The following is a 14,415-nucleotide window of genomic DNA, read 5'->3' on the forward strand; positions in this document are numbered from 1 at the left end:
GGTTGCCGTCCGGCGCCCGAGAGTGACAGCGGCAAAGGTAAGTGGACGACGCACCGGCCGTCGGCGGGCCCCGCCTGAAGATCTGCGACCATCGCCGCACGTCACTGCGCAGCCTCGACGCTCGGGGGCGAAGGATGCGGATCACCGAAGCGAGTCGGCCCCTACCGACATCACGCACCACAGCCACCGACGAAGCGGGCCCTGCCCACAACCCCGTGGACAGGAAGGGAAGAGGGGGACCGTGACCATTCAAGGGCCGGACGGAACGGGGAGGCCCGAAGAGCCGGATGGCACGCCGGCCGGCGCCGAGGACGTTTGGTTGAAGTTCCTCACGGACAGCGAGGCAGCCATTCGCCGGTCCGCGCCAATAGAGCTCTCCGCCCGGGAACGAGCACCCGGGTGGCGCCTCCGAACTGCCGACGCCGACCGGTCGGAGGAGCGCTCGGGGCAGCCGCACGACGAGTCGGCCGCATACGAGACGGACACGGTCGGGGACTTGTGGCAGCCGGACAACCCGTGGGCCGGCCCGGCCTGGCGGGACCTGGACAATCGAGCCAAGCTCCGGCGCGCAGGCCGGGTGGCCGTCTCCGCTGCCGCGATCATCCTGGCTCTGGGGGCCTGGTCCTGGCTGTCCACCAGCTCGGACGCCCCCGGCAACCCGCCGGACGACACTGTCGTACAGCCGCTGGAAGAGCCACTTCCGGAGCTGTCTCCGACAACTCCCTTCCCGTCCGGGGCCTCCGTCACGTCGCCGTCTTCATCTGCAGTCACGGCCGGATGATGCGATGCGCGCCACCAGGGAGCAGCGTCTCGACGGTCACAGCGCTCCCCAACGGCGAACGAGCGGCAGCGACAAGCCCGAAAACACCTCCCCACCCGATCCACCAACCCTGGACGTGTGACTGATGAATGCTTGTTTAAAGTGCTGTACATGCGTTCAGCCCCTGACGATCGGACAGCGCGGGCGATGATCCGTGACGAGGCGTTGCGACTGTTCGCCGCCAGCGGGCCGGAGTCGGTGACCGTGCGGCAGATCGCCGAGGCCGCGGGCGTGTCGGCCGGGCTGGTGGCACACCACTTCGGTTCGAAGGACGGTCTGCGTGAGGAGGTCGACGCGTACGTCCTGGCCGTGTTCGACGCCATGCTGGGCGAGCTGACCGGAGAGGGGGGCGCTCGGCTGCTCGATCCGGAGACCGGAACGGGGTCCCTGAGCGAGGCGTTCGCCCGCCACCTCCCGGCCGACTCGCCCCTGCCGAGCTACCTGCGTCGGCTGCTGTTGTCCGACACCGATGCCGGACGGCTGCTGTTCCAGCGCCTGTTCGAGATCAGCCGCGCCGCCCTCGAAGGGCTGGCGGCGGCAGGGCTGGCTGCGCCGGGCCGCGAGCCGGCGGTGCGCGCGGCCTTCCTCCTCACCAACGACCTGGCTGTCTTTCTGCTCCGCGACCGGCTCGCCGAAGTCCTGGGCGCCGACCCGTTGTCGCCCGGCGGCATGGCCCGCTGGGCCCCGGAGATGCTCAGCATCTACGCGGGCGGGCTGAACGCGTCACCGCAAGGAGAGGCATCCCCAAAGGGCTAGGTCGTTTCTGATGGCTCTTGGACGGTGTCACGGACCCAGACGACGATCGCTGTGACAGCGAGGGTGCCGTTGAAGATGTAGTCGCGCTTGTCGTAGCGGGTGGCCACCGCGCCGAACTGCTTCCACTTGTTCACGCACCGCTCAACCGCGTTGCGGCGACGGTACTGGGTCTTGTCGAAGGCCGGGGGCCGGCCACCTGCACGTCCGCGATGTACGCGGTGAGCGCGTTGGTCGTCGGGCTGCGCGATGTTGGCTTTGATCCCGCGCCGTCGCAGGTAGGCGCGGTTGTCACGGCTGGAGTACGCCTTGTCGCCGCGGACCCGGTCCGGTCGGCTGCGCGGCCGGCCCGGCCCGCGCCGCCGGATGCGTAAGCCCTCCAGCACGGGGGCGAACATCGGGCTGTCGCCCCGCTGACCGGGCGAGGTCAGCCAGTGCAGCGGGCGGGCCCGGTCGTCAGAGAGCAGATGGACCTTGCTGGTCAGTTCGCCCCGCGAACGCCCCAACGCCTCGCGTCCATCTGCCTCCGCACGGGCCCCGCCCCCTTTTGCGGGTAGTCGGCCGGAGCCTTGCGGGGTGCCCCGGCCGCATGCTGATGCGCCCGGCAGGAGGTCGAGTCGATGTTCACGGCCCACTCCTGCCGACAAACCCGGCGGGAGTGGGCGCCGTCCGGGTCGTCGGCATCCGCCTCGATCTGCAGCTCTTGCAGGATGCTCTGCCAGGTTCCGTCGGCCGACCAGCGGCGATGACGCTCATAGACGGTCTGCCACGGCCCGTACCGGTCCGGCAGGTCGGGCCACGGCACCCCGGTCCGGGCCCGGAACAGCACCCCGTTGACCACCTTCCGGTGATCCGCCCACTGGCCTCCCGGCTTGCCATTACCGGGCAGAAGGGGCTCGATCTTCTGCCATTGCGCATCCGTCAATTCGTGTCGCCGCACCATGCAAGGCTGCTGCCCGGACAGCCACGAGATCCACCCGACCAAGAGCCATCAGAAGCGACCTAAGTCTCAAGGACGTCGACTACATCGACGCGTCCGGAGCGAAGGCACTGCTGACGTTCGTCGACCACTCACACAGGTCCGGTGTCGAGCTGGACATCAAAGAGCTGCCTCCGCATGTCGAGAACAGACTGCTCGCGCTCGCTGACCAGGACCAGCGCGACAAGCTCAAGGCGGTCCTCGAAATCGCCTGAGCAGCATCCCGTTGGCGACGCAGCGGAACTGATCAATTTCCTCCGCCATCATGGCGTTCATGACACAACGCGGACGCACGATGGGCGAGAAGCCAACGTGGGCAGACCTCCTGCTGCCCTTTGCTCTGATGGCGGCCATCCCTGTCACCTCCGGAGGGACCATGCCTCATCGGACTGACGATGTGGGCAACAGCACCGCTACGGCGACGCAGGCGACGCCGACACTCCGGATATAGCCCTATTTCCGATTCCGTACGCAATCAGAGTTGAGTCCTGCCGGCGCCGACCGAAGGAACTGTTCGCGACGTTTGCTGACATACCTCCCCAAGGGCGCCCCCTCAGGGAGGAGCCACTCGACAGGCCCCGACGGCGGAACAGGCCCTACCCGACGGGGCCTTGGAGACGGAGCACGCTATTGTCGTCCGGGAGTTCCCGGACGTAGATCTCCGACCAGAAGACGGGGCTGGTGCACATGTCGTTTCTGAGGTTCTTCTCCGATGACGTGAAGGAGATGGCTCGCACCCTGGAGAACAGCGGTGGACGCATGAAGGACGCGTCGAAGGAAATGTCGCGCTCGGACTCCAGTCAGATGGGTCACGGCGGTCTCGAGTCCGCGTGCAACGACTTCGCTGACTCCTGGGACTACGGCTTCGGCCAGCTCTCCAAGCTGACGAAAGGCGTTTCCAAGTTCGCCAACAAGGCTTCCGAGGAATTCCTCAAGCTGGACCAGGCACTCTACGACGAGCTGAAGAAGTCGGCACGGAAGAATAAGAAGTGAGCTCGGCCTGCCACTCGTCGGCGACCCGTCAGCCCATTGCCGTCATTCCGCTCAGGCGACCGCACGCGGGGGCCACTCCACACCAGCAGCACTCAGGCGGGCTGCGTGCTTGGCACGCCGGTAGCGCGTCACGGCGAGACCAACAAGATAAAGAGCAATGAGGACGACCCAGATGCCTCCAGCGATCACTACGCGTCCGGTGGTGTAGCCAGGAAAGATGAGGAAGATCGCCGCAACAACCGGGAAAAGGAGGATGTTACTCAAGACTCGCGGATTGTAGCGGCCACAGGCATCGACGATCATCTGCGAATACAGCAGATCTACTTCAGGTTGAGCTGACGCATCCGGTGTGAGCCCTCGGCCGGGGCGCATTCCAGGCAACACTCTGCCACCAGGATGGCCAGCCATGGTGGCTGCGGCTCGCTCCCGGGCATCAGGCGTGCGCTGGAACAAGAAGTAGGGATTGTTCAATGCGGCGTTGCCCGGCGCATGCCCCATGTAGCGATAGCCGAACCTTTCGGCAACATACGCGAAGGCAGCGAACTTCTTCATTCCAGGGAAGAAGGGCCTTACGACGTACTCGCTCTGCTCTTCCCCCACAGCCTTCATCAGCCCATTCAGCAGATGCTGTTCGTCCACGCCACTTCCTCCTCCGACTGCTACGAGATGGGGTACCCCCAGTGACACGCAAGCACCGCTGATAACTTACCGTCCCATCCTGAGAGCAGCCGAACGAAGGGGGATGTCGCATATGAGCGACATAAGGCCGCAGGGAGAAGTCCGATGAGTTCCGATAAGTACCCGAATCTGGGGTTCGATCCGGCACCGGGCGATGTCGAGTCCGTCCGGGATCTGGCCAAGGCGGTCGGGCGGGTCATCGAAGGAAGCGGCACGGCCCAGACTGAGCTCAACAAGATGGGCTCCTCCGACGGCGTGTGGGCAGGCAAGGCCGCCGACGCGTTCACGGACACGTTCTCCGCGGTGCCGCCGTACTTGAAGAAGGCCCTGGGCTCGCTGGACACGGCGCACCGCGCCCTCACCTCCTGGGAAACACAGCTGGACGGCTTCCAGACCAGGGCCCGGAAGCTGGAGTCGGAGGCAGCCGAGGCAGCCCGGCGAGCCAACTCCGCCCAGAGCTCCGTGGACGCCCTGCCTTCCTCCACGTCGGGGATGTCGGACAAGGAGAAGGAGAAGCACGAGAAGGACTCCAAGAGCAAGAAAGCTTACCTGGAGTCAGCGAACAGCGACCTTTCCGACATCCGCAGCCGAGCCCACACCCTCAAGTCCGAACACGACGAAGCCGCGAACAACGTCGCACGTCTGGTCCAGGACGCAGCCGACGACGCGCCTCCTGAGCCCGGCTGGTTCGAGGAAGCCCTCGACGCCGTGGGCGACTTGCTCTCGGACGCGTGGGACACCATCACGGACCCGAACTTCTGGAAGCTCATCGGCGACATCCTGGCCGACATCGCCATGGTCGTCGGCGTGCTCGCCCTCTTCTTCTCCGGCCTCGGCGTGGCCGCTTTCATCATCGCCGGACTCGCTCTGGCCTTCCATCTGGCCGCCAAGGCCGGCGGCGCCGACGTGACATGGGAAACCCTCGCGTGGGACGTGGTCGGCGTCGTCGCCGGCGGTGTCAGTCTGGCGGGTGCGCGACTCGCCCAGGCCGGCCGCCCCCTCATCGCTGCCGGACGGGAACTCCGCCTCTCCTCCGGCTTCATGAACGCGCTCGGCAACGTCAGGCTCGGCAACATCTGGGGTGGCCTGAGGGGTTTGCCCAGCGGCGTGGCGAACTCCGCCCGGGGCCTGGCCATGGCGGGCAAGGGATGGTCGTTCGTCGCCTCGGGCACCGCAATCGACAAGGCGGCCACATGGACCGGCGCCGCATTGGCCATCGGCTCCAACATGCACAACGGAACCTGGGACCAAGGCCGTTGGACCGACGGCGAGTTCAAGATCGGTGACATACCGGTGGTCGGTCCCTTCATGGACTACTTCGGCCCGACGAACGAGGGCAAGGTCATGGCTCCGGGCTCTCCCTCGTCGACGTTCGACGCACCCGCCACCCTCGCCTCCTCCGGTAGCACCTTCACCAAACACCTCGACCCGTCACAGATGGGCACGGCTGCGTGAGCGTCACCGAAGGCAGCATGAGCGGCGACATCGCACGCAGCGACACAGCACCGTTCCGTTACGCCTTTCACCATGAGGTGCCCGACGAATTCGTTCGGCTCCCCGAGCCGACGGCCTCCGAAGGCTGGCAGCAGGCCATGGCCCAGATGATGCCCGAGGCCGATGAGGAGCAACTGGCCGCCGCCAGTACGGGTTTGCGCCGGCAGCTACCGCTCCTGAGCGCCGGGGAGAACGTCGTCCTCACCGCCATGTGCATCGGTACAGAGGAGGTGGACGGGGGTGAACGGCTGTCCATGGGCCTGCTCGCCGTGACCGTGCGGTCAAGCGGGCACAGACCCGCGACACGGCTGTTCATCGCTGAGGGGATCTACCAGGCGACCGCGCGGAAATTCTTCGCCGGGGTGGCCCAGGACCGCCTTGAGGAGCTCAGCTTCCCGCTCGGTGAAGGCCTCCAGGGCCCCCAGGACATGCTGCTGGCTGCCAAGCTCCCCGCCGGGCCGGCGGTGATGTCCACCTCCCTGCGCACCCTTCATCTCCCGCCCATCGAGGCCGGGCTCGCCATGCCTCCCCTGCCGATGGCCGCTCTGCAAATGATCGTGCCCGCACCGCACAGCTACTGCGTGTACGTCACGATCTCCACCCCGTCCGTCTTCCTCCTGGACTCCTACAGCGCCCGCCTCGCCCATATCGGCCGCACCCTCAGGTTCGACGACCTCCCTGCTCCAGGCGGCGTGCCACACCAGCCGTAATCAACTTGGCGCCTGAATGGGGGACGGCGCTGCTCAGCAAGGCTCCGTCCCCCATGGCATCAACCGGGGGACGGCTTGGTTGCAGTGTCAGCAGTCGCCTCGTAGTGGCTCCGCGCCCCTGAGGTTCGGGTGCCTGGCCATCGAAGTGATCGCGTCGAGGTGGTCGCTGTGACTGATGCCCCCGACTCTTCCGTTCACCCGCCCTGACGACCGCTTGTTCCGCCCAGCCAGATCCGGGTGTTTGCACGCACTCCTTTGGGCTCCGCCATACCAACGAGTCGTGGCCCCGCTGATGCACCAAGTTGATCTGGCACCACCGGAATGACAGGGCGGCTCAATCGCTCTCTTAATGCCTCAGCCGACGGCTGTAAGGCGGTTGCACACAGAGCCGCTGGACGCGGCGCCCGAAGGCGTGCCGCCTCGGTTCGCGAACTCCTCATAATGAGCCATCGCGTTGACTCGGCTGGCACTGGGCCCTGGCTTGCCGTTCGACCGCTTCCGCAATGCCCCGTCCACCCGCCGCTCGCGAATTGCCCTGGGCCAGCCACCAGACGGAATGACTTGCCCCCAGCGCAGATCACCGCTCTCCAGCAAGGAGACACGCCGAACAATTCCTTCGAAGGCGCACGCTTCGAAGGCGCACGAAGCATCCCGACTCGCTAACCACTAGCTTGGGGCCCATCCCGCACCCGGTGGGCGCCTCATACACCCCATACGCCCCCTACCAAAGGGGCAGGGCGGGCAATACGAGCCGTATATCTTTGCATCGTCCCCCGCCTGAACGGTCCAGATTCGGTCCGGATTCGACCCGGCCAGTTTGTTCAACGAGTAAACGTGTCGTCTGACTTGCAGAAATAAAGAGGGGTAGACGAGCAGGGCTATACGCCGGGCACTTCAGGTGCGATGCCATGGGCTCCGGGTGCGTCAGCCGCGTCGGCAAACTCCCAACGGCCCCGAGCAACGCGGCCGGACCGCACTCCGGGCGAAGGCCTTGGGTGGGGTCCTGCTCGCCGAACTGGCGGTTCTCGTGACCTACGCCTTTGGCACCTGCAAGGAATCCCAGAGGAAAGAAGCCGCCTTCGACAACACCCGTGAAGACGCCCGGCGCTTCGTGGACAACGTCCTCACGTGTGAGGAGGTTGTCCCACCACCCGCCCGCGCACGGAGGACGTGCGCGCCGCAAGGATCGGCCGCACACACATGGGGCTCCAGCACCAACGGCGGCTCACCGCCTACGACGGCGGCCTCGCCGTCGCCTCCCTCGTGGAGGATGGCACCTCGGGCGTCGACTCAGCCGGATACGTCGTACGGGACATCCTCATCGCGCAGTGGACATTGGCCGGTTCGGCGGCTGCCGACCAGCGGGATTCATTTGCGCAGCCATGACCCGTCCATTACGTCGGTGACAAAACTATTCCGTTACCGTTCCATCCAGGGGCCCGTCGGCAGCAGCGCCGACACCGCCGTCAGAGGTGGCTGAGGAATGTCCAAACGCTGCTGCCGCGGGCTCCGCCCGAAAGGCGCCAATGAGTCCCCGTGCCGCAAGGGAGAGCCCATGTTGATCGAACTGGACGAGGACACCGCCATCCGGCACGTCACCGACCACCTCACGGTCTCGCACGGCGCGAGCCACACACCGGATGCCATCGAGGCCGCCGTTGCCGCGGCCCGCGCAACCCTGGAAACCGTGCCCGTGCGCAGCTACGTCCCCGTACTCGTGGAACGCCGGGCCCTCCGCATCCTCTCCGACCACGCCCCGAGCGCCTGAAGGCCGGACGGCGCCGTCCGCTCCGCCCTAGGCTGCGAGCATGCTCGACGACGCACTCGCCCGGCCGACCGAAGCCGACCTCCTCGCCACACCCCACCTGCTGGAAAGCGCGATCGTCGGCCTGCCCAACACCGCGGGCCTGTACGCCTGGTGGGCGCCACCCGACGTGCTGCCCGTCTTTGACGGTCCCGCCAACTACGGCGACCGTACCCAGCGGCTTCTCTACCTGGGCAAGGCCAAGCGACTGCGCTCCCGTATCGCCTCCTACCACCTCAGGGACTCCGGCAGGTCCACCCTTCGCCGCACCCTCGCCGGACTTCTGATGCCCGCCGAGGGCTACCGCACCACGTGGACCGACCGCGTCGTCCTGGTCACCGAGGACGAGCAGCGCCTCACCGACTGGATGCACCGGCACCTCACCCTCACCTGGAGCGAGCACCCCGACCCCGTCCCGCTGGAGAAGGCACTGATCTCCCGGCTGCGCCCGCCGCTGAACGTCGACGGAGCCGATCACGGCGTCGCCCTGGACCACGTCAAAGAGGCCCGGGCCCACTACTACGCCAGCGCCGGGCCCCGCCCTGACAAATAGCAGGGGTCAGGAGGCGTTCAGCAGTGCCGCGGCGGCGTCCGGGTGGCTCTCCAGCCAGGCCACGGCGTCGGGGTTCTCCCGGGTCCAGCGGGCACAGACGGCCCATTCCACGTGCTCGCTGCCCGCGTCGCTCAGCACCACGTCGGCGACAAGGGGCGTGCATTGCGCGGCGGCACCGTGTGCGCTGCACCTGTCCTTGGTGTTCGCGTGCGGGACGATGGAGAGGATCCTGGACGCCATGGCCCGGTCGCCTTCGGCGTAGACGCGGTCGAACCAGTCGATGAACTCGCGGACCGTCCCGATCTTGGCGACGCGGTCGTGCAGGGCCTTCTGGTCGTGCCCGGGCAGGAACCAGCCGACGGTGACCGGCGCGCCGCAGCCGCAGCCGCACTCCCGGGCTGCATGCGGGGACTCGAAGTACGTCACCGGGTTGCGGGTCGGTTCGACCGGCTGTGGCTTTCCGACGTACGCGTCGTAAACCGGGTGCCCCGCCTCAAGGAAACGTCCCTCGATCGCCCGGCGGCCGCCCGACACCGCGACCAGCCGGTCGATCTCGATCGCCTGACGCACCACGCCCTGCGCGGACAGCAGGGCGTACTGCTCCCGGTCGGCCCGTTCGCCGAGAACCCAGCATCCCCGGTTGGCACGGAACAGTGCCTCGTCGTCCATGTTCGGATCCCAGCCGACATGGTCACGGCCCAGTTGGTCCTCCTTGGGACTGACGTAACGCATCGGCCCGAGCGTGATGTGGATCATTGACGCCCCCATAGCTGGATAGACAGGGCCCCTTGCCCTGCAACTATCCACACCCTGCCCCACTCCGCCGATACCCGCAACCCCTAGGCCCCTATGGGTATCGCTCGAAAGAAGCTTCCGGCGGCGGCCCGGTCGGACAACGACCGAGCGACGGGGCCGTTCGCGGACCCGGCCCGGTGGCTGGATGAACTGCGGACGAATTCTCGCTTTTCCTCTGGTCAGAACCTGGTCAGGAACGCGGATCCGCCGTCACGGCCCACTTAGGCTCGGCCGCGCCGCCTCGTTCGTACGACCCCCCGGAGGCCCGGCGTGCCCGAAGCCGCCCCCGACACCGAAGCCGACCCCGGCCTCATACCACCCACTCCCAGCACCCCCACCCGGCGGCGCACGGCGCTGCTCACGGGCGGCGCCCTGGTGGCCGCGGCCGCGGTGACCGCGGGTGTGCTGATGGCCGCAGATTCCGGCCCGTCCACGCACACCTCGGCCTCCGCCGACGGCCTGCGGCACACCACCGTCGAGGTCGCCTCCTCCGCCTGCGGCCGCGGCTGGACCCAACCGAAGCCCGGACGCCAGGTGTTCGATCTCAAGAACACCAGCGGTGCGGCGGCCGAGGTGTACCTCACCGACGCGAAGACCGGCGCCGTCTACGGCGAGGTCGAAGGGCTCGCCCCCGGCACCGTCCGCCCGATGCCCGTGACCCTCGGCGACGGTGCGTATGCCTTCAAGTGCCTGCCCGATGACGCGGACGCCGTCACCGGGCCCACCGTGCGGATCACCGACGCCGCGGCGGTGAAAAGCGGCCCGGCTGCCCTCCCCGTCTCCCAGCAGGACCTCATCCCGCCCACGCTGGCCTACCAGAAGTGGATCCAGGCCCGCACGATGGAACTGGCGCAGAAAACGGACCTGCTGCGGAACGCCGTCGACCGCGGGGATCTCGCCGCCGCCCGTGCCGCCTGGCTGCCGGCACACCAGGTGTACGAGCGGATGGGCGCCGCGTACGGCACCTTCGGCGACGCCGACGCGGAGATCAACGGGACCACGGCCGGGCTGGCCGGCGGGGTGCGGGACAAGGACTTCGCCGGGTTCCACCGCGTGGAGTACGGGCTGTGGCACGGCGAGTCGGCGCGCAGCCTGCGTGGCCCGGCCGACCGACTCGCCCAGGCCGTGCACGCGTTGCGGGACAGCTGGCCCGGTCAGCGGATGGACCCGGCCGACGTCGGCCTGCGGGCGCACGAGATCCTGGAGAACACCGTGCAGTTCGAGCTGACCGGCCGCACCGACTACGGCAGCGGCACCAACCTGGCAACCTCCCGCGCCAACCTCGATGGCACCCGCATCCTGCTGGGCTATCTGCGCCCGCTGCTGAAGACCCGCACCACCGGACTTCCCGGCATCGACACCTGGATGCACCGCACGCGGCGCACCCTCGACGCCTTCGACCACGCCGGCCGGTGGACCCCGCTGGCCGATCTCACCCTCGCCCAGCGCGAGAAGGTCAACGCCGACCTGAGCGAACTCGTCGAGCGGCTGGCCGACGTGGCCGCCCTCACCGACGTACGGAGGACTGCGTGAACACCGTGGGCCGCAGAGGCTTCCTGGCGGGTGCGGCGGCCGTGGCCGGCACCGGGCTCGTGGCCGCCGACGGCAGCGCGGCCACCGCCGCCGGTGCGGACCGCAGAAGCGCGCGCGTGCCCTTCCACGGCGCGCACCAGGCCGGGATCACCACCCCGGCCCCGCGCGCCACTGCCTTCGTGTCCTTCGACACCACCGCCGCCGACCGCGCCGAACTGACCGACCTGCTGCGCACGCTCACCGACCGGGCCCGCTTCCTCACCAGCGGCGGCAGCCCGGCCCCGCTCGGCATCACCGCCCCGCCCTCCGATTCCGGCACCCTCGGCACGGACGTCCCGGCCGACGCGCTGACCGTCACCGTCGGCGTCGGCGCCTCGCTCTTCGACGGCCGCTACGGCTTGGCGAGCCGCAGGCCGCACCGCCTGACCGCGATGCCGTCCTTCCCGGACGACGACCTGGACGCCGCCTGGTGCCACGGCGATCTGAGCGTGCAGTTCTGCGCCGGAAACCCGGACACCGTGCTGCACGCCCTGCGCGATGTCACCCGGCACACCCGCGGCGGCATGCAGGCGCGCTGGCGGATGGACGGCTTCATCAGTCCGCCCCGCCCTTCCGGCACCCCGCGCAACCACCTGGGCTTCATGGACGGCACCGCCAACCCGCCCACCACCGCCCGGGAGATGAACCGCCTGGTATGGGTGGGCCGACGCAGCGGCGAGCCGGACTGGACGACCGGCGGCAGCTATCAAGTCGTACGGCTGATCCGCATGCTGGTGGAGTTCTGGGACCGGGTCTCCCTCACCGAGCAGGAGCGGATGTTCGGCCGCGCCCGCGACACCGGCGCCCCGCTCGACGGCCGCCACGAGAAGGACACCCCCGACTACGCCCAGGACCCCAAGGGCGACATCATCCCGCTGGACAGCCACATCCGGCGGGCCAACCCACGCACCATCGCCACCGAGGATCAGCGGATCCTGCGCCGCGGCTACAACTACGACCGGGGCCTGGACAGCAACGGCAACCTCGACATGGGACTGCTGTTCTGCTGCTACCAGCAGGATCTGGCCCGGCAGTTCGAGGCGGTGCAGAAGCGGCTGGCAGGGGAGCCGCTGGTCGACTACGTCTCCCCGTTCGGCGGCGGCTACTTCTTCGCCCTGCCCGGAGTGCGGGACGGCTCCGACTGGCTGGGACGCACCCTGCTGGCTTGAGCTCTTCCGGCTGCACCGGTCAAGAACGGGCCAAGACACCATGGGTGTTTCCTGACCGAGCATGGACCTTTCCTGACCGCGCGTTCGCCCGCCGGTCTCACCCCTCCCCCAACATGTGCCGAGTAGGGCCGTGCCCGGCACGGCCACCGACGCATCAGCAGCGCAACTCCGCGCCCCGAAAGGCGAGACAGCATGATCGGCACAGCAAGAATCTCAGGCACGCGGCGTGGACTGTCCCGCGTGGGCGCCCTGCTCGGCGCCGCCGCCCTGGCGACCGCCGGCGGCGCCGTCCCGGCGTCGGCGGCCACGGCCCACGGCGGTACGCACACCGCCACCCCGATCAAGCACGTGGTCGTGATCTACGACGAGAACATCTCCTTCGACCACTACTTCGCCACCTACCCCCAGGCCGCGAACACCGACGGCACGAAGTTCACGGCCTCGAAGAAGACCCCGAAGACCATCGACACCCTCGCGCACGCCGGGCTACTGACGAAGAACCCGAACCTCTACGCGCCCAAGCGACTGACCCCGGCCCAGGCGATGACCTGCGACCAGAACCACTCCTACGGCCCCGAGCAGTACGCGGCCAACGGCGGCAAGGCCGACCAGTACGTACAGAACACCGACGTCAGCAAGTGCACCGGGCTCTTCGGCGAACCCGGCCTGGTGATGGATTACTACGACGGCAACACCGTCACCGGCCTGTGGAACTACGCCCAGCACTACGCCATGAGCGACCGCTCCTTCAGCTCGGTCTACGGCCCCTCCACGCCCGGCGCGCTCAACCTGATATCGGGCCAGACCCACGGCGTGATCTCGGTCGACCCGGCCTCCGGCACCGAGCACCCCAAGCAGACCTCCAAGCCCGACTCGTACACCGTCGTCTCCCCTGACGCCAAGGGCGTCGGCACGGTCATCAACGACCCCGACCCGGCCTACGACGACTGCGCCGACAAGGACCACACCAGCACCAGCGCGCTCGCCGCGATGCAGGGCCGGAACATCGGTGACTTGCTCAACTCCAAGCATGTGAGCTGGGGTTGGTTCCAGGGCGGTTTCCGTCCCTCGACCGCGTGGGACGGCAAGCAGGGCGACTACGCCCGGTGCGCCGGTACGACCCACACCAACGTCGGCGGCGCGGCGGTGGAGGACTACAGCCCCCACCACAACCCCTTCGCCTACTACAGGTCCACGGCCAACCCTCACCACCTCGCCCCGAAGAACATCGCCGAGATCGGCCACAACGGGCGTGCCAACCACAACTACGACCTCACCGACTTCGACGCCGCCCTCAAGGCCGGCCGCCTCCCGGCAGTCAGCTTCCTCAAGGCCGGCGAGTACCAGGACGGGCACGCCGGCTACTCCGACCCGATCGACGAGCAGCACTTCCTCGTCAAGGAGATCAACGCCCTCCAGAAGTCCCCGGAGTGGAAGTCCACCGCGGTCGTTCTCGCCTACGACGACTCCGACGGCTGGTACGACCACGTCACCTCCAAGGTCCTTAACGGCTCCAAGGACTCCACCGTCGGTTCCAACGGCAAGGCCCTCGACAGCCCCGCCTGCCAGGCCGGCCCGGCCGCAAAGGGCGGCTACGCGGACCGCTGCGGGCCCGGTACCCGTCAGCCGCTGCTGGTCATCTCCCCCTACAGCAAGGTGAACTCGGTCGACCACACCGCCACCGAGCAGGCGTCGATCACGAAGTTCATCGAGAACAACTGGCACACCGGCCGCATCGGCGACGCCTCCTTCGACCAGCGCGCGGGCAGCCTGACCGGCATGTTCGACTTCCGGCACCCCAACAACAAGCAGGTGCTGCTGAACTCGGACGGCTCGGTCAAGTCCGTGAAGCCGATCCCGCACCACTACGCGCAGACGTCGACGTCGGCCCAGGGCGCGTACCCGCCCTACGTTCAGGACCTCAAGGCCCAGAACGTCGCCGCCAGCGCCTCCGTGTCCCCCACCCTGCCGATCGCCCTGACCGCCGGTCTCGTCACGGCCGGCGCGGTCACCACGGCGTTCGCCCTGCGCCGCCGCAGGAACCACTCCGCGGCGGTGTGAACCCCACGGATCCGCAGCGCTGAGCGCGGCGTGC

Annotated in this window: 14 protein-coding genes; 11 read left to right on the top strand and 3 right to left on the bottom strand. The window is 68.2% G+C overall.

Going from position 1 to position 14,415, the window contains the following annotated elements; all coding sequences use genetic code 11:
• Nucleotides 1–931: 931 nt before the first annotated feature.
• Nucleotides 932–1,576, top strand: a complete 645-nt coding sequence (locus tag DI272_RS09840; RefSeq protein WP_109500765.1) for a TetR/AcrR family transcriptional regulator — start codon at nt 932–934, stop codon at nt 1,574–1,576.
• On the opposite strand, the gene DI272_RS09845 is transcribed toward DI272_RS09840, so the two are convergent.
• A protein-coding gene (locus DI272_RS09845) for an IS5 family transposase (RefSeq protein ID WP_181387137.1) occupies nt 1,573–2,516 on the bottom strand; the annotation gives its coding sequence in 2 pieces (ribosomal slippage) (nt 1,573–2,097 and nt 2,100–2,516; 942 coding nt in all). The genes DI272_RS09840 and DI272_RS09845 overlap by 4 nt on opposite strands.
• A 47-nt stretch (nt 2,517–2,563) precedes the next feature.
• Here DI272_RS09845 and DI272_RS46180 point away from each other — a divergent pair.
• Nucleotides 2,564–2,767 (top strand): STAS domain-containing protein, encoded by a 204-nt coding sequence (locus DI272_RS46180; protein ID WP_375138110.1) that lies wholly within the window; start codon nt 2,564–2,566, stop codon nt 2,765–2,767.
• Nucleotides 2,768–3,239: 472 nt separating this feature from the next.
• The gene (locus DI272_RS09860) at nt 3,240–3,545 is read left to right on the top strand and encodes a hypothetical protein (protein ID WP_109494979.1); all 306 of its coding nucleotides are present in this window, start codon (nt 3,240–3,242) and stop codon (nt 3,543–3,545) included.
• Between the two features lie 51 nt (nt 3,546–3,596).
• On the opposite strand, the gene DI272_RS09865 is transcribed toward DI272_RS09860, so the two are convergent.
• A complete protein-coding gene (locus DI272_RS09865; protein WP_109494980.1) occupies nt 3,597–4,184 on the bottom strand; it encodes a hypothetical protein in 588 nt (195 codons plus the stop codon).
• 144 nt (nt 4,185–4,328) lie between these two features.
• Between DI272_RS09865 and DI272_RS09870 the strand changes: the two genes are divergently transcribed.
• The 5 genes from DI272_RS09870 (at nt 4,329) to DI272_RS09890 (ending at nt 8,784) form a co-directional block, all read left to right on the top strand.
• Complete coding sequence (locus tag DI272_RS09870) at nt 4,329–5,678, top strand: putative T7SS-secreted protein (protein ID WP_109494981.1); 1,350 nt, start codon at nt 4,329–4,331, stop codon at nt 5,676–5,678.
• The gene (locus DI272_RS09875) at nt 5,675–6,427 is read left to right on the top strand and encodes a hypothetical protein (protein ID WP_258314505.1); all 753 of its coding nucleotides are present in this window, start codon (nt 5,675–5,677) and stop codon (nt 6,425–6,427) included. The genes DI272_RS09870 and DI272_RS09875 overlap by 4 nt, the downstream gene beginning before the upstream one ends.
• 1,200 nt (nt 6,428–7,627) lie before the next feature.
• Nucleotides 7,628–7,813 carry a hypothetical protein gene (locus tag DI272_RS09880; protein ID WP_109494982.1) on the top strand — a complete coding sequence of 62 codons (186 nt, stop codon included), beginning with the start codon at nt 7,628–7,630 and terminating at the stop codon, nt 7,811–7,813.
• A gap of 169 nt (nt 7,814–7,982) precedes the next feature.
• The gene (locus DI272_RS09885) at nt 7,983–8,195 is read left to right on the top strand and encodes a three-helix bundle dimerization domain-containing protein (protein WP_109494983.1); all 213 of its coding nucleotides are present in this window, start codon (nt 7,983–7,985) and stop codon (nt 8,193–8,195) included.
• 40 nt (nt 8,196–8,235) lie between these two features.
• Entirely contained in the window at nt 8,236–8,784 is a 549-nt protein-coding gene (locus DI272_RS09890) for a GIY-YIG nuclease family protein (protein ID WP_109494984.1), read from the top strand.
• A gap of 6 nt (nt 8,785–8,790) precedes the next feature.
• Here DI272_RS09890 and DI272_RS09895 read toward each other — a convergent pair whose 3' ends face one another.
• Entirely contained in the window at nt 8,791–9,516 is a 726-nt protein-coding gene (locus DI272_RS09895) for a hypothetical protein (RefSeq protein ID WP_181387138.1), read from the bottom strand.
• 333 nt (nt 9,517–9,849) lie between these two features.
• Here DI272_RS09895 and DI272_RS09900 point away from each other — a divergent pair, with 333 nt between their 5' ends.
• The 3 genes from DI272_RS09900 to DI272_RS09910 all read left to right on the top strand — a co-directional run bounded on the left by DI272_RS09900 (nt 9,850) and on the right by DI272_RS09910 (nt 14,381).
• Entirely contained in the window at nt 9,850–11,112 is a 1,263-nt protein-coding gene (locus DI272_RS09900; protein WP_109494985.1) for an EfeM/EfeO family lipoprotein, read from the top strand.
• Entirely contained in the window at nt 11,109–12,320 is a 1,212-nt protein-coding gene (gene efeB, locus DI272_RS09905; RefSeq protein WP_181387583.1) for an iron uptake transporter deferrochelatase/peroxidase subunit, read from the top strand. The genes DI272_RS09900 and efeB overlap by 4 nt, the downstream gene beginning before the upstream one ends.
• A 192-nt stretch (nt 12,321–12,512) precedes the next feature.
• Complete coding sequence (locus tag DI272_RS09910) at nt 12,513–14,381, top strand: phospholipase C (protein ID WP_109494987.1); 1,869 nt, start codon at nt 12,513–12,515, stop codon at nt 14,379–14,381.
• Nucleotides 14,382–14,415: the final 34 nt, after the last annotated feature.

Origin of the sequence: Streptomyces sp. Act143 (assembly GCF_003143935.1) — a bacterium.
Taxonomy (GTDB): domain Bacteria; phylum Actinomycetota; class Actinomycetes; order Streptomycetales; family Streptomycetaceae; genus Streptomyces.